The sequence below is a fragment of the Shouchella miscanthi genome, assembly GCF_007725405.1.
Taxonomy (GTDB): Bacteria; Bacillota; Bacilli; order Bacillales; family Bacillaceae_D; genus Shouchella; species Shouchella hunanensis.
Map to the genome: position 1 here is coordinate 2,597,916 of NZ_CP042163.1, position 24,240 is coordinate 2,622,155.

Here is a 24,240-nt window from a genome sequence, read left to right on the forward strand (position 1 = left end):
CCCTATGAACAGAGACAACCATTTAGAACAAGCTAGGGAGAGGCTCCATTTAGATGCAACACAAAACAAAGAAGGCTTAACGATCGTTAAGCCTTCTTTGTTTTCTTTATTTATTCTTAAGAGTCGCCTTCTGTCTCCGTTTCTTGTTCTTGTTCTTCTTCTGTACTATCCGTTTCATCTCCATCTTCTGGGACTGTCGATTCCAAGTGGACTTGCAGTGTTTCCCCTTCCGAAATGGGTGTTCCAGCTACGGGGCTTTGTTGGACCACATAGCCATTGCCTGAATAATCAAGCTCTAAGTCGAGGATATTGGTCATTTTTAATACATCTCGTCGTGACCAACCACGCATATCAGGTAACGCTCGGCTTTCCCCATCTGTAATTAATAGAATAGGCTCATCGTTCAGTACACGCACACCTTCTGCTGGTTCTTGATAGGCAATGCGATCACCTTCACCGACAACAATCACTTCTTTATCCTCTAAAAGCTCGGTTGCATAGGTTGTTCGTTCACCTACGACATCTGCCATGTCAAAGCCACTGTCCTCTGCCTCCTCCAGCAATTCCTCTTCATTTGGTTCTAAATCCAAATACGCCATACTGCTTTGCATTACTGCATTAAATATCATAGACACCGGATCATTTCCTGATTGCTCAGTTGTTAAATTTGGCTTCGTTACTGATACATAAACAACAATCTCAGGATCCTCATAAGGCGCCATGCCTAAAAAGGAGTATAAATATTGCCCATGGCCATTTAAATAACCGCCTTTCTCAGCTATTTGCGCCGTCCCGGTTTTTCCGAGAACATCTACACCCTGAATATCGTATTTACGTCCTGTACCATATTCTTCTGTCACGACACCGCGCAGTAGATCTCGAACATGGGCTGCTGTTTCTGCTGAGATGGGCTCACCAACCACTTCACTGGCACCTTCTTGAAGGATTTCCCCTTCATCATCGACGATTTCTTGTACGATATACGGCTTCATCATCTTTCCACCGTTTGCGATGGCGGTAGCCGCTTGCACAAGCTGAACAGGGGTCATGGTCGACGTCTGACCAAAGGCCGTTCTTGCTGCATCTGAGCGTCTACCTTTTTCAAGTCGACCGGTACTCTCTTGACTTAAATCAATCCCTGTAAGCTTAGAGAAACCAAAATCTTCTAGATACTGATAAAAAGGCTCGATTCCTAGGTCTTCTAACACGAGTTTGGACATCAATACATTTGAAGAACGATGAACACCCTCTTCATAAGAAATTTCTCCCCAACCTTCTGGATTCACATCTCTAACAGGATTACTATGCAAATCAATTTCATATTCACCTGATTGAAAGTGCTTATCGTCTTGAAAATAGCCTTCTTCAATGGCGGCTGCCACTGTAAACATTTTCAACGTTGAACCAGGTTCCACTGCATCTGCAACTGCATAATTTAAATAGTTTTCAATTTGTCCGTGTTGATTTGGATTAAAACTTGGTCGATTCGACATTGCCAAGATTTCACCTGTTTTTGCATCAGCGGCAATAGCCGTCATCTTTTCAGGACTAAACTCTAATTCAACTTGCGACATCGCTTGCTCCATAGATGCTTGAATTCGTGTATCTAAGGTTAATTGCACAGAAGCACCATCTGATGGAAGCGTAATATTTTCAGCTGGAGAATTTAAACGCCCTAAACGACTATATTCGATTGAGCCATCCGTTGAAGCTAAAAACTCGTCAAGGCGACCTTCTAAACCGATACTTCCAACGTCTTCGTTAATGCTTTTTTGACCAATGACATGCGATGCAAACGTTTGGTTCGGATAATAACGGCGTGTTGCTTCTTCAAGCTGGATGCCCGGCAGCTTCAAATCTTGAATCGACTCTTTCGTTTCAAACGATAGATAGCGAGAAGTAGGCCCTAATTCGATTTGATAGCGACCTTCATTTTTTCCATCTGTGAGCATACTCGTTAATTCTTCTACTTCTAGTTGGATCATCGGCGCAAGTTGTTCAGCTGTTCGTTCAATATCTTCTATATAGTTGCCTTTACCTTGATTTTCAGAAAGCACGGCCAGAACATGGTAAGCAGGAATATCTTCAGCTAGCACACTCCCATGACGATCCGAAATGCTTCCTCTTTCACTAGGTAATATTTCTGATCGTGAGTAGCGTTCTTCTGCCATAGCGACAAGATCATTTCCTTTGACCTCTTTCGTTATTTGTATGTAGGCAATTCGTCCAACTAAAACAACAAAGACAGCTAAGAAAAGAAATAGCAAGACGACAGCTCGCTTATTTGTCACGGCGCGTTTAATTTCCACTTCATTCCCTCCTTTTCGCTTCTAAAGAAAAAACTAGTTCATAGTGAACTAGTTCATCCCTTGTTCTTTCGCTCGACGCATAACGTTCTCTGGCGCACTTTCTTCTGCTAGAATGGTTTTAAGCCCGTCATTTTCAACAGTGATCTCGTTCACTTTAATTTGTTCGGTTTGCACAGATGTACTCAATCCATAAAGGCTGGAATAATTATGTACAATGAGGCAGAGCACAGCAAAAAGTACGATAGCTAGAAATGTCGCAATGACTTTTTCTCCTAATGTAATCCTTGCTCGGTAACGAATCACTTGTTTTTCTTTTTGCATCGGCCGTTCTTGCGGCTGTGTATACGATTGTCTAGCTAACATACTTTATCCTCCTTTTAATGAAGCCTACAATTTTTCTATAACGCGTAGCTTAGCTGAACGCGAGCGATTGTTTTCTTCTAGTTCGTTGTCTGAAGCAACGATTGGCTTTCTTGTAACTAAGGCGAAAGGGGCTTTTTTATCATCTGGTATAATTGGCAACCCTTTCGGAAGATCTGGAATGGTTGTTTTTTCTTTAAATACTTGTTTGCACAAACGGTCCTCTAAAGAATGAAAGGTGATAACGGCGAGTCGCCCACGTTCATTTAACAGCTCTAATGCATCTAGCAACCCATCTTCAAATGCGCCCAGTTCATCATTAACAGCAATCCGAATCGCTTGAAACGTACGCTTAGCTGGATGACCGCCGGCACGACGAGCTGGTGCAGGAATGACGTCTTTTATAATTTCGACTAACTCCGCTGTTGTTTCAATCGGTTTCTTTACTCGTTCACTTTCAATTTTTCGGGCTATTTGTTTGGCAAACTTCTCTTCTCCATACCTCGAAATTATTGAAAGCAGCTTTTGAAACGACCATTCGTTTACCACTTCTTTTGCCGTTAATGCAGCACGCTGATCCATTCTCATATCAAGTGGCGCATCCTGATGATAACTAAACCCTCTTTCCGCCTCATCTAGCTGAGGCGATGACACGCCTAAGTCAAACAACACGCCATCCACTTTCGTTACTCCATGGGCAGCTAATTCTTCTTTTAAATAGCGAAAATTACTTCGAATAAACGTTACGTTATGTAGATGATCCTTCAATACTTCTTTTGCGTGATTTAAAGCCACTTCGTCTTGGTCAAATGCGTATAAATGACCTGTTTCAAGTTGCTCTGCAATTCGCTTTGAATGACCTGCTCCACCTAATGTACAATCAACATAAATGCCGTCTTTCTTTATATTCAATTGTTGGACTGATTCTTCTTTTAATACGGTTGTATGTAGAAACATCTTGCACCTAATTCCTTTTTTCAATTTACGTTAAAGCTATAAGTCAAAGTCAACGAGGTTTTCTGCAATTTCAGCGAAAGAGTCTTCAGAATCTGATACATACTCTTCCCAAAGAGTCTTACTCCATACTTCAACACGACTCGATACACCAATGACTACACACTCTTTTTCTAATTTAGCATATTCTCTTAAGTGATTTGGGACATTTATTCTTCCTTGTTTATCCAATTCACATTCTGCTGCTCCTGAAAAAAAGAATCGTGTAAATGCACGGGCATCTTTTTTTGTAAATGGGAGTTCTTTTAATTGCCCTTCAAGCTTGTCCCACTCAGACTTCGGATACACAAACAAACAGTGATCTAAGCCTCTCGTTACAACAAATGAAGGACCAAGTGGCTCTCTAAATTTGGCAGGAACGATCATGCGGCCTTTATCATCTATAGAATGCCGATACTCGCCTAAAAACATACTCTGCCAACCTCCCACCACTTTGTACCCTAAACTTACCACAAACCCCCACTTTGTACCACTCTGATCTTCTCATTTCCACAGAATAAAAAAAAATCCTGCATTCCTGCAGGATTTTCCGTAGATTTTTTTATTGACAAAGGCAGACAGCATTAGATGTAAATCAAAAGATGACGACGTGGTTGCTGCTCTAATTCATTTAGTAATCGTTGAATCGTGTCGCTACCTGTTAAGTTTAGAAGAACGATTGGGTTTAAAATTCGTTCTTGGGGACTCGATTGTGGTCGTAACCAGCAAATCGCTTCATCATACTTTTTTAATTCTGTTTCATATCTTCGCTTAATCTCTTTTGTCATGAACGTCTCAAGACGTGTTAATTGATCATGGATAAACGCTTTGTTTTTTAAACTAATGTCATAAAGCGTCTCATTCATTTCTTTGGCAAGCTCTCGCAACGGCTGGTGAGCGTGCTCCATCTGCTCTTTCGCCCGCTCAATGTGCTTTTTAACTTCAAATGAGTGCTGATTATCAAGCCATTGCTGCTTTAAGATTTCACCGTTTCCTTCTATATACGAACCTGGATCTTCGCCTCGTTCAATCAAGTGCTTTTCAACTTGACGTGGAACAATGGTTGCCGACATACGTTGAATAACAGGTGTTACCTGGAAATGAAATAAAGAGAAGCTCTCTTTTAGCGTTCCCCAATAGGCTAATTCGCCTGGGCCTGCCACAAACGCAACAGTCGGTAACAACCATTCCTGCATTAACGGGCGAGTGACAACGTTATTGCTAAACCTACTAGGATGCTTTTCTAACTCCTCTATTAACTCATCCTTAGTAAATGTGAATGGGTGATCTGCCATATAGAACACACCGTCGCTATAATTTAAACGGTACCGCTTCCCATCCACTGTATAAAAAAGATGCGCATTTTCTGGATCCGTTCCTATCGGTTTCCCGTATCCTTGTTTGGCAAAGCGCGCCTCTCCCTCTACTTGGGCAGCCTGCAGCTCCTCCACTTGTAAAATAAGCGATTTGAAAAATGGTTTTTCTATTTCTCTTAAGAGATCGTCGTCGCTATCTAGATAAAGCAATCCTTCCTCAGCAAACAAATCATGCATCACACCCATAAAGAAATCAACGTATGTCTTTGATTCAGTTGCACATGCCTCTACCTTTGCTTTTAATTCAGCTGTATAGGAAGTTTCTGGTAAAGATGAAAATAGTTCCTTTGTAAAAGCTTGCAATTCACTTTGCGGCAAATGCTTTTTTGATGCTGATGTTCCGTCCACTTCGTCTGTAAGCAAACGTTTTTTCCACTTGTTTTCCTCTTTTTTATAGATTGTCCGCACTTCATCCAGATCATGGTCTTCTCCTGCAATCCAAAACAGCGGGACAACAGGTCGTTGTAATTCTCTTTCATACGTTTTGGCAAGCATAATGATCGACATAGCTTTATATACACTGTATAAAGGACCCGTAAATAGCCCTGCCTGCTGTCCACCGACGACAACAAGTGCATCATCTTGTTTTAGTTTATGTAAATTTTCCTCTAGTTTTTTTCGATTGCGTAATCCTTTTGTCCGATTTTCCACATACGTAACGAGCTCTTGTTTATGAGAAAAACGACGTTCACGTAAATCTTGACATCGTTTTTGTAGCCACTGCGTATCCGATGGCATGTAAGAAAAAAAGTCTTTGATTGGCTCTTGATCCTTTTCGTAATCGGCAGCAAAGCCTTTTAACGTCTCCTTACTAAGCTCCTCCATTTTCATCGCTTAAATTCTCCTCACCATGCATTTTCCATATCCGCTTTCCATCATAGCAAAAACAACAAGTACAACCAAATAAGTTGCTTCAAGAATTTTTATTCGTACTCTTTTGTTTCCCTTCCAGCATCGTATAAACGAGCTGAAGAGTCGGCATCGGAATGCCACGTGCTTCCCCTCTTTTTAAAATGTAGCCAACAATGGCGTCTAATTCAAGCGGGCGATTATGAATAAGGTCGGTTAACATGGACGATTGATTCTCTTTTGTATCGTTACAGACGCGTTCAACTTCCTTCCATTTCTCTTCCTGATCGTGCCGCCCTAGCGCCTCCATTATTTCCGCAAAACAGGAGCGCATCGCTTGGTTATAGTGCTTATTCTTTAAGAGCTCTCCGTTTCTCGCATGTAATAAAGCGGTTAATGGATTTATACATGCGTTAAGGATTAACTTTGATTCAAGCATTTCCTGATAGTCTTCTCTCCACAAAACAGTCCATACATCCTGATTGAAAACTGACTCCCACTCGGCTTTTCCTATAGAGGATGTTCCACGAAAAGGAGCAATTTTTATCCTTCCTTCCCCTTTAACAGACACTCGATTGCTTGTTCCTCTTTCTTTTAACAGACCATACTCTACAACACCGACATAAGTCGGTTGAGTCATCTTCTCAATCCACTTTAAATGCCCCATTCCATTTTGAAGAAATACCCATTTTGTTTGTCGATGCCCTACGTGTTGGTAATCATTTAAAACCTGTTCTACTTGATACGACTTCACACATACGATGACACCATCAAAATCGGTTGTATGAGTCGGGTTTATTTGTACGTCGTTTATGATCGTCTCTTGATTCCGTTTATTAAGATGAATACCATCGTTTTCAAATAACGATTGATCTTGTAGATTCTTAAGATAGAGAGATACTTCCTCTCCTTGTTTTTTTAAAGATGCAGCGACGAATAATCCTACTGCACCAGCTCCGATAACGGCCACCTTCATCGTTCACACCACCAGTACATTCAATAACGTCTATTATACGTGTTCTTAAAGGTTTGTAAAATCAGCTCATCACGGTATTTTTTAATGCGCTTTCATTCGATTTATAGTAAAATAGTAGATGAAATCATCAGTGGAGCAGGAGGATTATACACAATGATTAAAGTAGAACGATTGCTAATTAATTATAAGACGTTAGAAGAGTTTACGAATTTTCGTGACTATGGTGCAGCTGAGCTATCAATGAAAGACGATCTTAATCAGAGCATCGTCGAAAATGATAGCGAGTCTCCTTTTTATGGTATTTACTATGGCAAAAAGCTTGTTGCTCGTATGAGCCTCTATCAAATTGATGGAGACTTTGATCAGTATTTTGATCCTCCGCAAGATTATTTAGAATTATGGAAGTTAGAAGTATTAGAGCCATACCGTGGTAAAGGATACGGAAGAGCACTTGTTGATTTTGCTAAAAGCTTTGAAATTCCAGTTAAGACAAATGCCCGCCAAAGTACAGGTGATTTTTGGTCAAAGCTAGGATTTGAACCTATTACGTACAGAGAAGAACGTGACAGAGGCGAGAGCCCTTACGTATGGTTTCCTTCAGGCGTCTATGAGCAAAAGAAGCCGAAAGAAAAACAATCACAGGAATAAGAAAAAACAGCCGCGTGTATGCACGTGGCTGTTTTATAATGATTTTTCAAGTAACGTATGATTGGTCAGCTTTCGAGCACGATCCATAATTTCAAGCAGAGAGCGGTAATCTTGTGTAATAACGCTCTTCTCCTTTTCTACTCTTTCTAGTTGCTCTTTTAACTTTTCATTTTCTGCTTTTAATACACTCGCTTCATAAACAGCTTCTTGCTTGTCTTTCATTGATTGTAGGTAATCAATAACCGCCTCTAAGTCTAACGTTTGATCAGATGTATCTTGTTGCGCTTGTTGGAGTGTTTCGGCTGGTTTTTCCTCTTCTTGCTGTAGCACGAAGCTAGACTCCGATTTGGCCTTTTCCTTCTTTAGCACCGTTCGTTTTTTCTTTGCCATATTGACTTCAGCTGTGTATTTTTTTCGAATGGTTGAATTCCATCTAAACCCACAAGCCGCACTTGTACGTGAGAGCGCTTCTGCTACTTCTTCAAACGCTGCTAGCTGCGTACTTCCTTCTCTAATATGACGCAAAACAGTGTCAGCTAAAAGTAAATCATCTTCATGCGACCAGGCATCTTGACGATTTGCCGTCATGTTTAGCCCCTCCCTTTCCTAATCCTCTTAAACCGTAATAAAGTGTATGCTTCCATTTAGCAAAATAGACGTTTCTATTAAAACATCATCTCCAAGTCTACTCCTGCTTATACAAAAAAAAAGAAAGCCATCGGAATGGCTTTCTTTTTATTTTGAAGCTACTTTTTCACCTTTGTAAGAACCACACGCTTTGCAGACACGGTGAGATAGTTTATACTCTCCGCAATCTGGGCATTCTACCATACCTGGTACTTCTAATTTAAGATGTGTACGACGCTTATTTTTTCTCGTTTTAGATGTTCTTCTAAATGGAACTGCCATGTTTGTTACACCTCCTTAAAATTAAATCGAAGAAAAGCGATTATTTTTCATCGAAGAATTTCGCCAAGTCAGCAAGTCTTGGGTCAATTTGGTCACTGTTCTTCTCGTCTGAAACCAATTCCCAATCCTTCCCAGAAGAAGGAGCCGGTGTTTCGGTTGGTTTATCAGCGAACACTTGCATAGGAATTTCTACAAGAATACGCTCTTGTATCATATGAGATAAATCAATCACATCACCAGAATACGTAAAGACATCTTCTTCATTTAAATGAGAAGGTGGCATTTCACCTTCTGGTACATAGTGAGCTTGACCCTTTATTTCATATGGCCATTCGACGTCCGCTAACGTTCGGGAACAAGGTAAAACCAAATGCCCCTTTACGACAAACTGAAATGTAAACACATTTCTATTTGCGGTTGCTATCCCTTTTAAGGAAACAAGACTTGCGGCACGAACATCCTGGTGTTCTTTTAGTTGATCTTCCAACAGTACATTTTCATCAAAATGAAGCGATTCATATCGCGCTTGTTGAAGAGCTTGAACGGTCCATTTCATGTATCCTCACCTCATAGGCAACAAAAATTATTATAAGTCTCAACGACTGGAATGTCAACCTTATTTCTTTACAGTAAAAGCCGTTTATTCCGAGCCATTATTCTTGTATAATGTAGCCAAACACGCCTACTATGTAGTGTATCATGTGAATGTTTTCTATGCAAAAAAGGAGGAATGTCATGAAAGCTGTTGGTCTTGTCGTTGAATACAACCCGTTTCATAACGGTCATCTCCATCATGTCATCAAAGCAAAAGAGGACTCTGAAGCGGATGTAGTGATTGCCGTTATGAGTGGCTCGTTTTTACAGAGAGGAGAACCTGCTCTCGTTTCAAAACGAGTCCGTGCAGAAATGGCGCTTCAAGCTGGGGTTGACATTGTCGTTGAACTTCCTTATGGCTATGCCGTTCAGACTGCTCCATATTTTGCAGAAGGGGCGGTTCGCCTATTAACCGCACTACAATGTGCGACCCTTCATTTCGGCAGTGAGGAAGGTGACATTGACCGATTTCTTCAACTTAACGCTTTTATGAAGAAAAACGATCATGATTATCAGCAACAAATAAAAGCGTTTCTAAAAAAAGGCTATGCTTACCCGAGAGCGAGCGCTGAAGCCTTTGCTTTTCTTCACGAGGCTCGTACGCAGCTACCTTTAAGTGAGCCAAATAATATTTTAGGCTACCATTATGTTCAACAAATTGATGCTCAAGCGTCTCCCATGGAACCATTAACAACCTTACGTATTGCGGCTAACTACCATGATGAGGATATGGGAGAAGGAACCATCGCTAGCGCAACGAGCATACGTAAGGCATTATTACATAAAAAAGAGGTTGATCACGTCCTTCCTGCATCAACAGCAAGGTTACTCGACTACTATAAACAAACTCACGGACACGTCCACTTTTGGGAGAACTACTATTCTTACTTAAAGTATCAAATCCTCACGCGAACACCTGCGGAGCTGGAACAAATTGCAGAGTGTGAGGAAGGGTTAGAATATCGATTAATTGAAACAGGCTTGCAAGCTACTTCCTTTTCAGATTGGCTAACGCGATTAAAAACAAAACGGTATACGAAAACGAGGCTTCAACGCTTATTTGTTCATTTATTGACGAACACGACGAAAGAAGAAATGGCTACTGTTCGGAGTAATAGGGAAAATGATTATATTCGCTTGTTAGGTATGAGCGAAACAGGAAAAAGTTATTTGAATCAATACAAGAAGGCTTTCTCCCTTCCGGTGGTGACACGAGAAGCAGAACTGAGACATTATGGAGCATTAGCTTCATTAGATCAGCGAGCAACAGCCTGTTATTGGTTAACGAAACCAGGTGCTCTTCATTCCGAGGCGATGAAACAAGAGTTTCAAGCCACACCTCTTTTCCTAAAAAACAGCTAGCATAAGGATGCTAGCTGTTTGTTTTATTCATTCTGTAACGTTTCAAGAAAGGCTATCGCCTCTTCAAACGTTTCGATTGGAACAATTTCCATATCGGTATTGATCGATTCAGCTGCTGCTAGTGCATCCTCATAGTTATGACCACTTCTTGGTACTAAGAAATAGTCAGCACCTGCGCGTTCAGAAGCAACCACTTTTTGATTAGCGCCCCCAATTGCACCGACTTCTCCGTCCTCATTAATCGTACCAGTTCCAGCAATGTGTAACCCACTTGTTAGATCAATTTCCTCTAGCTGACTATAGATTTCTAGCGCGAAAATTAAACCCGCTGACGGGCCACCAATGGCTCCAGCAGTGATCTCGACTTCTGGTGTGAACGTCGCTGTCCGAACAGTCTCCACAGAGACACCGACTCCCACACGTTCATCACCTAAGTTTAGCTCATCAGGAAAAGTCGAAAAAGCTAAATTTTTCACTAGTGTTTCATCATCACGTTCAAATGTCATCGTAACAATATCACCATCAGAATAAGCAGCTAATAAGTCAATGAGCGCTTCACTTGTTCCTACTTCTTCTCCATCGACATGAGTAATAATGTCACCTGGTTCTAGTTGATCAGCTGCCGACATCCCCTCTGTTGTGCCGACGACATAGACACCAGTATAGTCAATCTGTACATCGCCCTTATTCGATGCACGGAATGCAGCAATTTTTGCATCGTCCTGTGAATTGGCCATTAACAATTGCTGTCTCTGATTGTATTCTTCATCCGTCATTCCGGAAGGAGCTGGATTTAACGATCGAAACTCGCTAAACAAAGACCAGAATAGTAACGCCGGAGTCGCTTTCGCACTCCGAACTGTCGTTAACATAAACGTGCCTTCATCGTCTTTTATCCCACCTTCAACTGTCACCATCTCTTCCACTGATTCTGCCATTCCCGGCTGACTATAATAGTAAGGAAGCTCAAAACGAACAATCAAAAAGAATACAATAATTAAAACGACCCACTTAATCCATGGAAACGACTTTCGTTTTTGTTCCATTCTTTACCTCCACTGTTTCATTCTTTCTAAGATGTCGGGTATGAGCGCTCGACATGCTCGTTCACCTTGTTCAATTAATCGTTCGGTTTCTGAAAAATCAAGAGGTGATGAGTGTTTAATAATTGGACGAACCATAACATCTCCCTGTTCCTTTTGCTTACTAGCTAACTCTCTACCCATTATGTCCATTGTTTGCATGACAATTTCATGAATAGAAGGAGATTGTAAATGTGAACGAAAAAAAGATACATCAACACCAAGGACAATATCGGCTCCCATTTCACGGACTACTGATACAGGTACCCTTTCTACGACGCCTCCATCTACAAGAAGTTGATCTCCCCATTTTACTGGAACGAAAATGCCTGGAATGGACATACTCGCGCGAATCGCTCTTGCTACATCTCCAGTATCAATCACCACTCTATTCCCTGTTAACAAATCCGTGGCGACAACGCGGACTTCTTTATGTAGTTGATGAAAATGCATCTTTTTTGCTAAAAGCCGCACGAGACTTTCAATTCGATCGCCGGCGATTAACCCTTGGCGTGATACGGTAAAATCTAAATAAAACTTATTTTTAAATAGCCTTGCAAACCGTTCCATATGTTCAATTGAATGACCGACCCCATACATAGTAGCAACAAGAGCCCCCATACTGCTTCCTGCCAAGTAGTCCACTTCAATCCCTGCATCTTCCAACGCACGAAGGACGCCAATATGCGCAAATCCCCGTGCTCCACCAGAGCCTAAAGCAAGTCCAATTTTAGGGCGTTTTGCTTTCAAAAATGCTCCTCCTTCACTTGTAAACGAACACGGATATACGTTTTAATCTTATGGTCTAAACCTACGTGTTATGCGTATATTTAAAAGGACATGCTTTTATCTGCTAGTTACTATAAAGGAGTCCTGAATGCATGCTTGATGCGCGAAATTCATCTCAACTAAAATCAGCATTATTTGCAATAGCAACGATAGTTCTCGCTTTATCTCTCGTGTTTTTCCCAAAAGAAGCGCTAGAAGCATCAACGAGAGGATTGGATATGTGGTGGAACGTTGTCTTTCCTTCTTTACTTCCCTTTTTTATCGTCTCTGAGCTTTTAATCGGATTTGGAGTTGTCGCTTTCTTAGGCGTGCTTCTTGAGCCACTTATGCGTCCTCTTTTTAAAGTTCCAGGTATCGGTGGGTTTGTATGGGCAATGGGTCTTGCTAGCGGAAACCCAGCTGGTGCAAAACTAGCCGTTCAAATGCGAAAACTAGGGAAGATTTCACAGATTGAAGGAGAGCGTTTAGCCGGGTTTACCAACTCATCTAATCCATTATTTATTTTCGGCGCCATTGCTGTCGGTTTTTTTCATAATCCTGCTTTAGGAATGATTTTGGCACTCGCCCATTATATTGGCAACATCGTCGTTGGTTTCCTCTTTCGTTTTCACGGCAAAAACTCGGAAGAAATGCACCTCAGCCGTGGGCAATCACCACTAAAGATCATTGACGCTTTTTCCGCCATGCACCAAGAGCGATTAAATGACGGCCGCACGTTTGGCAAATTAATCGGCGATGCCGTTCGCTCTTCCATTGAGACCTTACTTTTAATAGGCGGGTTTATTATTTTATTTTCTGTATTAAATCAGCTACTAAGTCTTCTTGGTATTCTTTCGCTTATAGCTGTTAGTGTTAGTACGTGTTTTGCCTTAATTGGACTTTCACCAGAATTGGCGTACCCGTTTATTTCTGGCTTATTTGAAATCACCATTGGCGCTCAAATGATTAGTCAAACAACTGAAGCGAGCTTCTTATCACAACTCATCGTTGTTTCCTTTATTCTTGGATTTGGTGGTTTTTCGATTCAAGCGCAAGTAGCAAGCATCTTAGCCGAATCAGATATTCGCTTTCGTCCGTTTCTATTGGCTCGCTTTCTCCAAGGGCTAACGGCGGCTTGCCTCGTTATTCCACTGTACTATCTTTTCTACGAGCCACTTACAGATGAAGTGAGTAGTGGCGGCGTTCGTATTCCGGCATCTATCGAACAAGGTTGGCACTTTTTCCTTGAGATCTCACCCTACATCACGTTTAGCTTTCTCTGTTTGTTTATTTTACTAAAAACCATGCATATAAAGAAAAGATTCGTTTAGCCGTTAACGGCATACACTTTTTTCAAGGCTTGTGCGACTGGTTCTGGTACGAGGCTCGATACGTCGCTACCATAACTCGCGGCTTCTTTAACGATGCTTGAGCTTACGAAGCTATATTGCGGCTTAGTCATAAAAAAAAGTGTATCGACTTCCGGAACAAGCGTTTTGTTCATAGCTGCAATATTTTCTTCATAATCATAATCCGTACTAGAACGTAATCCTCGTATAATAGCAGAAGCACCATTCGTCTTCGCATACTCAACTAGTAAACCTGTAAATGGTTCAACAACGATATTTGGAATGTGCGCCGTCGCTTGTTTTAAAAGAGCGACTCGCTCTTCTAATGAGAAAAGTGGACTCTTTTTATTATTAACAGAAACAACAACGATTAATTCGTCAAACTGATTAGCAGCTCGTTCAAATAAATCAACATGCCCATTTGTCACCGGATCGAAACTACCTGAACTAACAGCTCGTCTCATGTCCACTCACCCTTTCATAAATCGTTATTTTTGTCTCTCCGTATTGCTCCGTTCGAATGATTTGAAGTGATGAAAAGGAGGCTAGTTCACTTGAGGAAGCTGTTTCGCACACAATTAGCCCACCTTCTTCGAGTACGGAACTTTCATCAATCTTTGCTAGCGCTTCTTTTATGTACAGCTCGGCCTTTGCATATGGCGGATCGATAAGCAGTAATTGGAACGTTTCCCCCTTGCCTATTAATACTTGGAGGCCCCTTAAACTATCATTTTTAAAAACAGACGCTCGTTCACTTAGTTTCGCATGGCTTAAATTTTGACGTATTGTTTGAATAGCTGGATGTTGGGCTTCAATAAAAATACACCGATCCATACCTCGGCTCAACGCTTCAATTCCTAAAGCACCGCTCCCTGCAAACAAATCAAGTACTTGACCGCCATCAAAATACGGACCAATCATATTAAAGATCGACTCTTTTACTTTATCTGTTGTCGGTCTTGTCTGTTTCCCTGGAACAGGCTTCAGTCTTAGCCCACCTTGTTGCCCAGAAATCACTCTCATATTCTCACCTTACCCTATGAATTAATGAATACATGTATAAAGCACGCAGCTAGCGTACATACTAAGTCTAGCAACACAGTACGTGTTGCGACAACCGCGGAGAAGACTTACATTTCCCCATAAGATCTTCCTCCGGTTTCTCCTCTCCCATTGCCATGTGAGATCATGGCAAGGCATTCTTCCTTGTGAAGAATGCCTTTTTTTGTCGACACACAGCAAAAGTCATGATATGATGCAATCGATTCTTTCAGAAGGAAGTAGGAAAAGCAAATGAACCAACGCGTCATAAAATTAGGCAATGGTTACGCTGATTTTTTTGAATTGATGGAACTTGCTATGACCAATCAATCTCGTTTGATTGCTTGTTTCCAGTTACAAACATTAGATGGACGGCATTCACTTGGCATCGTTTTAAAACCGGCTAAGCATCCTTCAACGTTTATGCCGATCTACCTTTGTCTAGAGGGCTTTAAACCTGATAGTAAAAGAGTACACCAATTTCAAGACTTTGCAAATCAAGAAGGTCATACGTTACATACAATTGCCGTTAAGTCTTTGGATCTTTTCTATGATGAAGACCAGTACACGCGCTACCTAATCGGCCTGCTTCGTTCTCAACGGGTCATTCCACCGATGGCTTAAAAAATAAACCAGACGATCGTCTGGTTTAAATGCCTAGCTTATAATCGTATTCTTTTGCTTTATCTGGTTTAGCATCTTCAAACTCTGTATTTACAAATGGACGCATTGACGGCTTCACATCGGTTACAAAATGAAACGATTGTAGTTTATTTATAATGTCATCTACTTTTTCTAGATCGCAGTAAAACACAACATATTTCATTTTTTTTGATACATATTGAACATGGCCAAAGCGCCGTAACTGCCTTGCATACTTCAGTGATGTAAGCCAAACAACAATCCCTTGACGACTTGGACTTATCATTTTCCATACCCCTCTTTTAAAAGTTCATCCAGCCTTATTTTACCACAATTTTCTTTTTTTATGCAAAAAGAATGTAGCTGCGTTATCCGCAACTACATCCACCACCAGAACCACAGCCACCACTACAAGACATCGAGTCAAAGAATGGATTTCCGGTTGGTACTTTTATAGATGGCGAAACCGTAGACGCTAAGACACCACTTAATTCATTTAGTAAGTCTTCAAGCTCGGTCTCTGCTTTTTTAAATTGAACGATAGATTCGTCCCGATCAAGCTCTCTTTTGGCAACTCGTATATCCGCTGAAACTGTCTTAAAGTCAGGATGATACTTACCAAACCGCTGTACTTCCTCATGAGACACTTTCAAGGTTGTAAACCGTTCAATCTTATATTGTGCTTCTTTATCTTGATTAAGGCGATCACGCGCTTCAATATACTGGGAGAACAGTTCTGATTGAAGAATAATAGAAGCCAGTTCATCAGAAGCATTTAATAGTTCTACCGTATCTAATGTTGCAATCACGGCTGCACCTCCTCCACTTTATTGTATCATGGGTATTTAGTAAATCGAAAGGTTTTTTTCTAATTGACAAGAACGATCAACTTCCCTATAATTCTTTCGACACATACTGGAGGACGCTTACATGAATCTCATTACTTTCAACCCTTTCCGCACGATAGGGATGCCTGGCATCGACTATGTGAAGCCAGAAAATATGTTTAAAGAACAAAGCCGCATCGAGCAAGCTGACCTTTGTCTTTTCCCAGAAAATTGGCAAGTGAATAGTCTTGTTTATGGGCTGAAAAAAAAGATTTTTCCAAGCATCGAGAGCATTCATCTCGGCTACAACAAAATTGAAATGACAAGGGCGATGTGGACGGTTTGTCCTAATCATGTGCCGTATACACTTATTCTAGGTTCAACCCCGAAAACCATACAAGACGTTCTAGAGACATTTCCGTTTCCATTCGTGGCAAAAACAACCCGCTCTTCGATGGGAAGAGGCGTATTCCTTATTCAAAATGAAGCGGATTTCCATTCATATGCTACTAACCACGACGTTCTTTATGTGCAGGAATACATCGAATCACACCGAGATTTACGTCTCTGTTTAATCGGCAATAAAGTTGTGAACAGCTATTGGCGAGAAAGCAGTGGTTTTAAGAACAATGTAGCACAAGGTGGCGTCATGACTTTTACAGACATTCCGCAAGCAGCGATTACACTTGTAGAGGATGTGGCCAGCCGCCTTTCTCTTGATCACGTCGGTTTTGATGTCATTGAACGAAATGGACAGTATTATATTCTTGAATTCAATACATTGTTTGGCAACCAAGGCTTTCTCGCACAAGGCATCCGTGTAGAGGATTTCATTTTTGATCACATAAAAAGTCTGTAACGAGTTAACTCGTTACAGACTGCACAGTTTCAGACACGGTATTTTGACCCATTTTTATCATTTCCATTAACATCACCATCATACTGACGTTATTTTGCATTCTTTCTACCCGTTGAGGAAATGTTTTTCCATAAAAATAATTGGACTCTTTCTCCATTTCTGCTAAACGCTCTGGATTTCGAGATAAATGGCGATACCACTCTGGATGATAACGCATAAACTCACGTATCTTTTGGTCTTGCATCATTTTTGCTCGAATGTCTGCTCTCATAACAACTCCTTAATCCCGTCGAAACGAAAACGGGGAGTCACTTTCTGAACGACGAGTAGGTTCCTGAGGTTTTTGGAACGTTTGCATTAGATTCTGTACATTCCCAAGCACAGAGCTAAATTGCGTTAAATGCGATTGCAAATCTTGCACATTCATCTTTTTTACCAATCCCATTAGTTGGCCGATGAATTCTCCTGTACCTACCGAACTTGCCTCTTCACTTGTATCGTTTGTAGATTGGTTTGTTTCAGCAGTTTCTTGTTCTTCTTGTTGACTTTCCACTACCTGCTCTTGCTGAACCTCTTCCGTATACAAGAATGGCTGCCATTGCTCATGTTCTTCTCCTAATATCGACCATTCTTCATAGATGTCTTGCAACGTACGCTTGCCATCCTTCACTTCGGTTACTAAACCGGGATGGTTTTTCACAAATACTTTAAACTGCCGAACTGAAGGATGCAGATTGGTCGGATTCGTCATCTGTTTCATCCCCTTATTTAGACTTCTGTATGATTAGTGTATACAACAGTCTGGTCCAATGTTCATGTTTTTTTGCTATTTAATCATGAGATTTGATAAACTAAGACGTGTGCGTAATCTAATGAAGTGAAAAGGTGAAAATAGTGACAGTAGAAGAAAAAATCCAAGCATTTTTGAACGAAGCATCTACAGAGGAAAAAAACGTTTTTGAACAAGTTGTTGATGGCTTTATCGCCAAACAACGAAAACAACAATTAACTTATTTATCGGGTATAACACAAGCAGAAGCATCGATTCCTTCAAAGGATACATTCTCCATTCGTGTTCCCATCACACCATTAATTCATAACCCTCTATCGATTGTTCATGGCGGTATGACAGCAACGCTACTTGACTCTACAATGGGTGGAGCTGCAATGGAAGCGTTACCGGATGATTTAACTGCCGTAACGTCTCAATTAAATATCCATTATATGCGACCTGGTGTTGGGGAATACCTTGAATGCTTTGCAACAGTCGTTCATTCCGGTAAACAATTAATTATTGTAGAAGGAAACGCTTATAATAATGAAAAGAAACTAATTGCAAAAGCAACCGGGACGTTTTATGTGATCCCGAGAAAATAATACACATGCATTTTATTCCTTACGATGCAGTAAGAAAAACGTCTTAGCTAACGCTGAGACGTTTTTTCCTTAACCTTCAAACAAAAAGTTCTGTGTGTAATACGCGTGGTGTACACCGACACCGAGATGGGTAAATTTGTCGTGAAGCAGTACAATTCGATGGCTGTCGCTGTTTAACCATCCTTCTACCGCTGCTATTCCGTCTACATAGTTATAGGCGATATTTTCACCTGCATCAGTAAACGGAACGCTCCCTGCTAGAAAGCGGTCAGACAATGTACCAAATGTGGGCGATACATGATCGAAATAATCATCTGTATACATATCTTTGCTATGATCATACGCAACTTTTGCTACTTCGTCAGACCAAGCAAACGGCTCCAATTCAAAGCTTGAGCGAATTGCGTTTGTGAGCTCAAAAATTTGTTTTTCATTCGCTTTATCTATCGCTGCAAGCTCAGAAGGGTTTAATGCTTGTTTTTCCGGGAGCTCATTCGTATACCCGAATGAATAAGGTTGTTGGCTTAAAAGAACTTCATTTGATAGGAGACGAACGCTTGATAGCTGGTTCGTATGTACATCCATATAGAACTGTATCCAATAGTCACCAATCTGCGCTAAAGGACGCATCTCCATATCCTGCTCAGATAATTGAAACGTAAACAAACCTTGGTCCATTTCTAAAGGTATTCGATCTTCAAACAAAAACATTCGGTTTAACGCTTCATAGCTATGTTGCTGTTCGCCTAAAAAGCGCTGTATCGGCGCACCATTTGCTACAACCGTTGTCACGTTCCCATCTTCAACACCAACAGTTAGATACCCATCGTTAATCGTATTATACACCCACGTATCGTAGCCAAATGCAGATGGATCAATGCGGCCCGGTTCCCCTAACCACTCTAGAACCTCTTCCTCACTAGCTCCCATTAGCAAACCAATGTGCTGATCAAATGGAAGATCTGTTTCCTTCACGACTTCATCATCCGTTAGTAAAGCAGGTGTTACCCGCGCCGCGTAGTCCATATGCAAGGACGGTTGCTTTGTTGTAAGAAACTGACCAGCTACCGGCTCTGGAGGAATTTGCCTGTAGTAATAAATCAGGATCACCAACATAACCGTTAAAACCATTAAAAGACTAAGACGCTTATTCATATCCACTGCTCCCTCCTATTCTATCGTATGTTCCTATGCTAGCTATGCATTCACCTTATTCAACTAAACCTTTCACTGTTTGAACAGACCTTCTGAAAAAGTCTGTTTAAACGTTGCATAAGAAAGCGTTTCATACTATGATTAAGAAGTGTGAAACAGCAGTTAAGGAGGAATACTTTTGAAATTCACCGAAACAGGACTAGAAAATCATCAAATTAAATTTACACTTGTACATGACTCAGCAGAATCAGTTGGCTTCGTCCACGCCGATCAATGGGATTACGAGCGCGCTATGTTTGACTACAAAATGGTGCATCACGAAGGCACATTTTACTTGCGAGTTCCCGTTTATGCCGTAAAAGGCGATATTCCTGCTCAATCCACTATCGTTCAAATTATGACTCCTATTCTAGGAAAGCATTATTATCCACATGGTGTTGAATACGAAGGGGAAACATACCCAGATGCAATTGTAGAGAAATCGAAGAAAAAGCTAGAACTATTAGCGCAACGAATTGAAAACGAACTATAAAAAGAGCTGTCCCTTGTGACGGCTCTTTTATTAATAGAATCGACTTCCTTCGTTTTAATCTCTTTCTTCATTGACGTTAATAATGGTGTAAAGTCGGTATGTACCGTCTGAACCTTCAACTGTATGAAAGCGAACCTCCCGCTCTATATCTTCCACCGCATCTCCAGTCACCACACGTACATGCTCATGTGCTTCGACAAAGTAATCGCCTTCTTCTGGGTCATACCATACATCGTGAACATCTAGCGAAATGAGCTCCTTTTGTGCATTGCTTTTTTGTAAATCATCCTTTAATCGATGAAGTGCATGATAGAAAGATGTATTCGGTATCAAAAAATCATTTTCTAGACGCTCTGTTTGATTTTCGTTAATGGCAAGCAGCATCTCCGCTTTATAATCATGCACAAAAGTGGATAGCTTTTCAATCACTTCTTCATCGGTAACTTCTTCCAACTGTTCCGGTTCATTGTATCCACATGCCGCTAATACAATAAATAGAAGGAACAATGGAAGCGTTCGAATAAGTGTCCGCACAACAAACCCTTCCTGTTCGCCTGTCCTTCATTAGTATACAAAAATCCTAAAAAAAGAGGAACCTTTAATAGTAAGGTGAAATCAAGATGTAAACTAATACACCTGTAAAGCTTACGTAAAGCCAAATGGGCATTGTCCATCGTGCAATCTTTTTATGGCGCGCATTTTCGCCATTCCATGCTCTTGCAACACTTGTCAATGCAAGCGGCACAATGACAGCTGCTAACACAATATGTGTAATTAAAATGAAATAATAAAAATACTTCAAGAAGCCATCATCACCAAATGCCGTTGATTCTGCTAAAAAGTGATGCGCTACATAGGTAAAGAGAAAGAAAGTGGTTGTGACAAAAGCGGCATAAATAAACCGTTTATGGATGCGTACCTTCCCTTTTATAATCGCAATGAATGCACATACTAAAAAAAGAAACGTAAATGTATTAAAGATGGCATTCATAAGCGGAAGAATAGTGACATCAAAAGCATCAAATCCCTCTACACCCGGTAATCCTGCTAGAATGCCAATCGCACCAATAAGCACGACAGAAATAATAATAATAGCAGGCTTGTAATTTCGTTTTTTTATTGGTTTGTTAAAACCGTTGTCCATCCTTGTCACTCCTTAAACGTTCATCTGTTTATACTAGTAGTATACTACATATGAAACCCATCCCACACTAGCTCTAGTATTTACAATCTAGTGAACATTAAACATAAGACAATTTGTCTTATCAAACTGTCACATTTAAACGTACTTGTATAGAGCCAAAAAGAAAAACGAGTATGGCGTAACATCCATACCCGCTTTCCTTTAACAGTACATCATTTTCTCTCTAGTATTTTACAACACCGATTAGCAGCATTAATGCAACAATGGTCGGCATAGTGACAAATATACCAGTGATCATAAAGACAGTTGCCCAAGCATGATCTTTATCTTTCATATGCATAAAAAACAGTAGCTGTAAAAGCAATTGAACGATCGCAAGAATTAAAATGAATGGCACTGCAAAATTATTTGGGATTAAGTCTGCACCTACAGCGACAAACGCGAGAACTGTTAAGAATAATAGTAAGATAAACACGACAAATTGTTTCTTAATATCTCGCTTCATCTCACGTTTTTCAGCTTCCGTAAGTGAACTCTTTTCAAACGGTTTGCTTAAGTGGTCATCAGCCATATTAATAACCTCCTGCTCCCATTAAGTAAACGACGGTAAAGATGAATACCCACACGACGTCGATAAAGTGCCAGTAAAGACTTGCCACATAAAACTTAGGAGCATTTGTCAACGTAATCCCTTTGCCCCAATTTCGGATAATAAGCAACGTGATCCAGCAAAGACCAAATAATACGTGAGCCCCGTGTAGTCCAACAAGTGTATAGAAGGCAGATGAGAAAGCACTTGTAGTAAAGCCAAATTCATAATCATGTACATAGTGCTGGAACTCATAGATCTCTAGACCTAAGAACACCAAACCAAGAAGGACTGTAATAATCATCCATGTCATCATTTTTTTGAACTGGTTTTTCTTCATCGCAAACATTGCCATTACACTTGTCATTGAACTTGTTAAAAGAATCATTGTCATAATAAAGACAAGCGGTAACGTAAAGAGTTCATCAGAAGCTGGTCCGCTTCCAACACCGTTACGTAATCCTAAGTACGTTCCAAAAAAAGTGGCAAACATGATGGTTTCTCCACCAAGAAAGAACCAAAAGCCTAGAAATTTATTTTTCCCTTCAAGGGTAGCTCGCTCCGGATGAGACGGTAAGCCTTTTGATGTATCGACTGCACCAGCCATATTATTTGCCACCTCCTAGCTTTTTAAGATCCGCTTTAACAACGCTCTTTGGAATATGATAGCCATGATCATCTTTCAATGAACGCATTGCCATACCACCGAATGTTAACAAGCCACCAAGAGCAACAACAATCCATGGACTCACAATCGGCTCAGCCATTTCTAGCATAATCAAACCAAAGCCTAGGAAATATAAACCGATTGAAATGATAACAGGCAGAATAGAGCCATTCGGCATATGAATATCATCGACTGGTTCAGCCGGTTTCATTGTGCCGTCCCCGTGTACTTTTTCGTAAAACAATGGATCAAGTGAACGGATTTGTGGCGTTTGAGCAAAGTTATACTCTGGGACAGGTGTTGGTGTTGCCCATTCTAACGTACGTGCATCCCATGGATCATTAATCCCAATAACGCGCTCACCTTTAATAGCTGAGTAAACAATATTAATGACAAGTACAATCACTGCAGCAGACATAAAGAATGTTCCAATTGTACTAATCATGTTGAATTCATCAAGACCTTGACCGCCTAAATATGTATAAACTCGGCGAGGCATTCCCATTAAACCAAGGAAGTGTTGAACAAAGAATGTTAAATGGAAACCAATCGTGAAAAGAATAAAGAACACGACTCCTAATTTTTCATTTAACTTATGGTTAAACATTTTCGGATACCAGTAAAATAAACCGGCAAACAGCGCTAACACGATTCCACCGACAATAATGTAGTGGAAATGCGCTACAACAAAGTACGTATCATGGTACAAGTAATCAACAGGTGCCATTGCTAGCATAACCCCTGTTACGCCTCCAAGAACGAACGTTGGAACGAACGAAGAAGCAAATAACATTGCCGTATTAAACGTAATTTTACCGCCCCACATCGTGAAGAGCCAGTTAAAGATCTTAATTCCTGTTGGTACAGCAATCGTCATTGTTGCAATCGCAAAGATTGAGTTGGCTACTGGGCCAATTCCTACTGTAAACATATGGTGAGCCCATACCATGAATCCAAGAAAGGCAATAATCATTGTTGCGAAAACCATTGCAGTATAACCGAATAGACGCTTTCTTGAGAATGCCGGAATAACCTCTGATATAATTCCAAATGCCGGTAAAACAAGAATGTACACTTCAGGGTGACCAAAAATCCAGAAAATATGTTGCCAAATGACAACGTTTCCTCCTGCTGCCGGGTTAAAGAACTGGGCATCAAAAATCCGCTCTAGCATAAGAAGCGCAAGTCCTGCCGCAAGTGGCGTAAATGCAAAGAGAATGAGTGTCGATGTGACAAACGATGTCCACACAAAAAGTGGTAAGCGCATCATCGTCATTCCTGGCGCACGCATATTAATGATTGTCACTAAAAAGTTAATGGCTGAAATCAATGTACCGATACCAGAAACCTGTAAACCAAGTACATAAAAATCAAGACCAAGCTGTTCTTCATTTAATGATAAAGGAACATAAGCAGTCCATCCTGCATCTGGGCCTCCACCAAAAAACCAGCTTGTTGATAGTAATAAACCACCTGATAAGAATATCCAGAACCCTAACGCATTGACGAATGGAAACGCAACATCTCGAGCACCGATTTGAAGCGGAATCACAAAGTTCATAAATGCAAATAAGAGCGGGGTGGCTGCGAGGAACAACATGATCGTTCCGTGCATCGTAATAAATTCGTTAAACGTTTGCCCGGTTAAAAAGCTATTTTCAGGCATGATAAGCTGAATTCGCATAAAAACAGCCATCAAACCGGCTTTTAAGAAGAAAAGCGTCCCGGCAATTAAGTACATGATGCCGAGCTTTTTATGGTCAACCGTTGTTAGCCAGTCCCAAACGACGCCTTTTTCTTTTTTATAACTAGCCAATCAAGACCCTCCTTTA

At 40.7% G+C, this 24,240-nt stretch carries 30 protein-coding genes; 7 read left to right on the top strand and 23 right to left on the bottom strand.

Annotation, left to right across the window (positions count from 1 at the left end; all coding sequences use genetic code 11):
• Positions 1 to 116: 116 nt before the first annotated feature.
• The 6 genes from FPV17_RS13050 to FPV17_RS13075 form a co-directional block, all read right to left on the bottom strand.
• A complete protein-coding gene (locus FPV17_RS13050) occupies positions 117 to 2,309 on the bottom strand; it encodes a penicillin-binding transpeptidase domain-containing protein (protein WP_144559212.1) in 2,193 nt (730 codons plus the stop codon).
• 48 nt (positions 2,310 to 2,357) lie between these two features.
• A complete protein-coding gene (locus FPV17_RS13055) occupies positions 2,358 to 2,672 on the bottom strand; it encodes a hypothetical protein (RefSeq protein WP_060703954.1) in 315 nt (104 codons plus the stop codon).
• Between the two features lie 24 nt (positions 2,673 to 2,696).
• Positions 2,697 to 3,626 carry a 16S rRNA (cytosine(1402)-N(4))-methyltransferase RsmH gene (gene rsmH, locus FPV17_RS13060; protein ID WP_035395174.1) on the bottom strand — a complete coding sequence of 310 codons (930 nt, stop codon included), beginning with the start codon at positions 3,624 to 3,626 and terminating at the stop codon, positions 2,697 to 2,699.
• 36 nt (positions 3,627 to 3,662) lie between these two features.
• A complete protein-coding gene (gene mraZ / locus FPV17_RS13065) occupies positions 3,663 to 4,094 on the bottom strand; it encodes a division/cell wall cluster transcriptional repressor MraZ (RefSeq protein WP_035395175.1) in 432 nt (143 codons plus the stop codon).
• Positions 4,095 to 4,246: 152 nt separating this feature from the next.
• The gene (gene bshC / locus FPV17_RS13070; protein ID WP_144559213.1) at positions 4,247 to 5,869 is read right to left on the bottom strand and encodes a bacillithiol biosynthesis cysteine-adding enzyme BshC; all 1,623 of its coding nucleotides are present in this window, start codon (positions 5,867 to 5,869) and stop codon (positions 4,247 to 4,249) included.
• An 82-nt stretch (positions 5,870 to 5,951) separates the two neighbouring features.
• Complete coding sequence (locus FPV17_RS13075) at positions 5,952 to 6,863, bottom strand: 2-dehydropantoate 2-reductase (protein ID WP_035395177.1); 912 nt, start codon at positions 6,861 to 6,863, stop codon at positions 5,952 to 5,954.
• Between the two features lie 153 nt (positions 6,864 to 7,016).
• Here FPV17_RS13075 and FPV17_RS13080 point away from each other — a divergent pair, with 153 nt between their 5' ends.
• Positions 7,017 to 7,511, top strand: a complete 495-nt coding sequence (locus tag FPV17_RS13080) for an N-acetyltransferase (RefSeq protein WP_035395178.1) — start codon at positions 7,017 to 7,019, stop codon at positions 7,509 to 7,511.
• A 33-nt stretch (positions 7,512 to 7,544) separates the two neighbouring features.
• On the opposite strand, the gene FPV17_RS13085 is transcribed toward FPV17_RS13080, so the two are convergent.
• The 3 genes from FPV17_RS13085 to FPV17_RS13095 form a co-directional block, all read right to left on the bottom strand.
• A complete protein-coding gene (locus FPV17_RS13085; RefSeq protein WP_144559214.1) occupies positions 7,545 to 8,099 on the bottom strand; it encodes an RsfA family transcriptional regulator in 555 nt (184 codons plus the stop codon).
• Positions 8,100 to 8,246: 147 nt separating this feature from the next.
• The gene (rpmF, locus tag FPV17_RS13090; protein WP_035395180.1) at positions 8,247 to 8,420 is read right to left on the bottom strand and encodes a 50S ribosomal protein L32; all 174 of its coding nucleotides are present in this window, start codon (positions 8,418 to 8,420) and stop codon (positions 8,247 to 8,249) included.
• A 40-nt stretch (positions 8,421 to 8,460) separates the two neighbouring features.
• Complete coding sequence (locus FPV17_RS13095) at positions 8,461 to 8,976, bottom strand: YceD family protein (protein WP_035395181.1); 516 nt, start codon at positions 8,974 to 8,976, stop codon at positions 8,461 to 8,463.
• A 179-nt stretch (positions 8,977 to 9,155) separates the two neighbouring features.
• Between FPV17_RS13095 and FPV17_RS13100 the strand changes: the two genes are divergently transcribed.
• A complete protein-coding gene (locus tag FPV17_RS13100) occupies positions 9,156 to 10,376 on the top strand; it encodes a nucleotidyltransferase (RefSeq protein ID WP_144559215.1) in 1,221 nt (406 codons plus the stop codon).
• Positions 10,377 to 10,399: 23 nt separating this feature from the next.
• Here the strand turns inward: FPV17_RS13100 and FPV17_RS13105 are convergent, their stop codons facing one another.
• Positions 10,400 to 11,422 (bottom strand): SepM family pheromone-processing serine protease, encoded by a 1,023-nt coding sequence (locus FPV17_RS13105; RefSeq protein ID WP_035395183.1) that lies wholly within the window; start codon positions 11,420 to 11,422, stop codon positions 10,400 to 10,402.
• 3 nt (positions 11,423 to 11,425) lie between these two features.
• Positions 11,426 to 12,208 carry a patatin-like phospholipase family protein gene (locus FPV17_RS13110; protein WP_035395184.1) on the bottom strand — a complete coding sequence of 261 codons (783 nt, stop codon included), beginning with the start codon at positions 12,206 to 12,208 and terminating at the stop codon, positions 11,426 to 11,428.
• A 131-nt stretch (positions 12,209 to 12,339) separates the two neighbouring features.
• Between FPV17_RS13110 and spoVV the strand changes: the two genes are divergently transcribed.
• A complete protein-coding gene (gene spoVV, locus FPV17_RS13115) occupies positions 12,340 to 13,557 on the top strand; it encodes a dipicolinic acid transporter SpoVV (RefSeq protein ID WP_144559216.1) in 1,218 nt (405 codons plus the stop codon).
• Here the strand turns inward: spoVV and coaD are convergent.
• Positions 13,554 to 14,039 (bottom strand): pantetheine-phosphate adenylyltransferase, encoded by a 486-nt coding sequence (gene coaD, locus FPV17_RS13120; RefSeq protein ID WP_144559217.1) that lies wholly within the window; start codon positions 14,037 to 14,039, stop codon positions 13,554 to 13,556. The two genes, spoVV and coaD, sit on opposite strands and share 4 nt — an antisense overlap.
• A complete protein-coding gene (rsmD, locus tag FPV17_RS13125; RefSeq protein WP_144559218.1) occupies positions 14,023 to 14,598 on the bottom strand; it encodes a 16S rRNA (guanine(966)-N(2))-methyltransferase RsmD in 576 nt (191 codons plus the stop codon). Before rsmD ends, coaD begins: the two co-directional genes overlap by 17 nt.
• 270 nt (positions 14,599 to 14,868) lie before the next feature.
• On the opposite strand from rsmD, the gene FPV17_RS13130 reads away from it, so the two are divergent.
• Complete coding sequence (locus FPV17_RS13130; RefSeq protein ID WP_144559219.1) at positions 14,869 to 15,240, top strand: DUF7147 family protein; 372 nt, start codon at positions 14,869 to 14,871, stop codon at positions 15,238 to 15,240.
• 25 nt (positions 15,241 to 15,265) lie between these two features.
• Here the strand turns inward: FPV17_RS13130 and FPV17_RS13135 are convergent, their stop codons facing one another.
• Together FPV17_RS13135 and FPV17_RS13140 are read right to left on the bottom strand one after the other, a co-directional pair.
• The gene (locus FPV17_RS13135; RefSeq protein ID WP_060703942.1) at positions 15,266 to 15,544 is read right to left on the bottom strand and encodes a YlbG family protein; all 279 of its coding nucleotides are present in this window, start codon (positions 15,542 to 15,544) and stop codon (positions 15,266 to 15,268) included.
• A gap of 82 nt (positions 15,545 to 15,626) precedes the next feature.
• Positions 15,627 to 16,067, bottom strand: coding sequence for a YlbF/YmcA family competence regulator (locus FPV17_RS13140; protein WP_035395187.1), 441 nt, complete (start codon positions 16,065 to 16,067; stop codon positions 15,627 to 15,629).
• A gap of 121 nt (positions 16,068 to 16,188) precedes the next feature.
• On the opposite strand from FPV17_RS13140, the gene FPV17_RS13145 reads away from it, so the two are divergent.
• On the top strand, positions 16,189 to 16,944 hold the full coding sequence (locus tag FPV17_RS13145) for an ATP-grasp domain-containing protein (RefSeq protein ID WP_144559220.1): 756 nt from the start codon (positions 16,189 to 16,191) through the stop codon (positions 16,942 to 16,944).
• Between the two features lie 4 nt (positions 16,945 to 16,948).
• Here FPV17_RS13145 and FPV17_RS13150 read toward each other — a convergent pair whose 3' ends face one another.
• On the bottom strand, positions 16,949 to 17,215 hold the full coding sequence (locus FPV17_RS13150) for a YlbE-like family protein (RefSeq protein WP_035395188.1): 267 nt from the start codon (positions 17,213 to 17,215) through the stop codon (positions 16,949 to 16,951).
• 9 nt (positions 17,216 to 17,224) lie between these two features.
• Entirely contained in the window at positions 17,225 to 17,695 is a 471-nt protein-coding gene (locus FPV17_RS13155) for a YlbD family protein (protein WP_035395189.1), read from the bottom strand.
• Positions 17,696 to 17,838: 143 nt separating this feature from the next.
• Between FPV17_RS13155 and FPV17_RS13160 the strand changes: the two genes are divergently transcribed.
• Positions 17,839 to 18,321, top strand: coding sequence for a PaaI family thioesterase (locus FPV17_RS13160; protein ID WP_035395190.1), 483 nt, complete (start codon positions 17,839 to 17,841; stop codon positions 18,319 to 18,321).
• 69 nt (positions 18,322 to 18,390) lie between these two features.
• Here the strand turns inward: FPV17_RS13160 and FPV17_RS13165 are convergent, their stop codons facing one another.
• The gene (locus FPV17_RS13165) at positions 18,391 to 19,476 is read right to left on the bottom strand and encodes a CAP domain-containing protein (RefSeq protein ID WP_144559221.1); all 1,086 of its coding nucleotides are present in this window, start codon (positions 19,474 to 19,476) and stop codon (positions 18,391 to 18,393) included.
• 178 nt (positions 19,477 to 19,654) lie between these two features.
• Here FPV17_RS13165 and FPV17_RS13170 point away from each other — a divergent pair, with 178 nt between their 5' ends.
• Positions 19,655 to 20,008, top strand: a complete 354-nt coding sequence (locus FPV17_RS13170; RefSeq protein WP_038481033.1) for a YugN family protein — start codon at positions 19,655 to 19,657, stop codon at positions 20,006 to 20,008.
• Between the two features lie 54 nt (positions 20,009 to 20,062).
• Here FPV17_RS13170 and FPV17_RS13175 read toward each other — a convergent pair whose 3' ends face one another.
• The 5 genes from FPV17_RS13175 to ctaD form a co-directional block, all read right to left on the bottom strand.
• Complete coding sequence (locus FPV17_RS13175; protein WP_144559222.1) at positions 20,063 to 20,542, bottom strand: TcaA NTF2-like domain-containing protein; 480 nt, start codon at positions 20,540 to 20,542, stop codon at positions 20,063 to 20,065.
• 64 nt (positions 20,543 to 20,606) lie between these two features.
• Positions 20,607 to 21,152, bottom strand: a complete 546-nt coding sequence (locus FPV17_RS13180) for a DUF420 domain-containing protein (protein ID WP_035395193.1) — start codon at positions 21,150 to 21,152, stop codon at positions 20,607 to 20,609.
• Positions 21,153 to 21,375: 223 nt separating this feature from the next.
• Positions 21,376 to 21,723: a cytochrome C oxidase subunit IV family protein gene (locus tag FPV17_RS13185; protein ID WP_035395194.1), complete on the bottom strand. Its 348-nt coding sequence runs from the start codon at positions 21,721 to 21,723 to the stop codon at positions 21,376 to 21,378.
• Between the two features lies 1 nt (position 21,724).
• Positions 21,725 to 22,348 carry a cytochrome c oxidase subunit 3 gene (locus tag FPV17_RS13190; protein ID WP_035395195.1) on the bottom strand — a complete coding sequence of 208 codons (624 nt, stop codon included), beginning with the start codon at positions 22,346 to 22,348 and terminating at the stop codon, positions 21,725 to 21,727.
• 1 nt (position 22,349) lies between these two features.
• Complete coding sequence (ctaD, locus tag FPV17_RS13195) at positions 22,350 to 24,224, bottom strand: cytochrome c oxidase subunit I (protein ID WP_144559223.1); 1,875 nt, start codon at positions 24,222 to 24,224, stop codon at positions 22,350 to 22,352.
• Between the last annotated feature and the right edge of the window lie 16 nt (positions 24,225 to 24,240).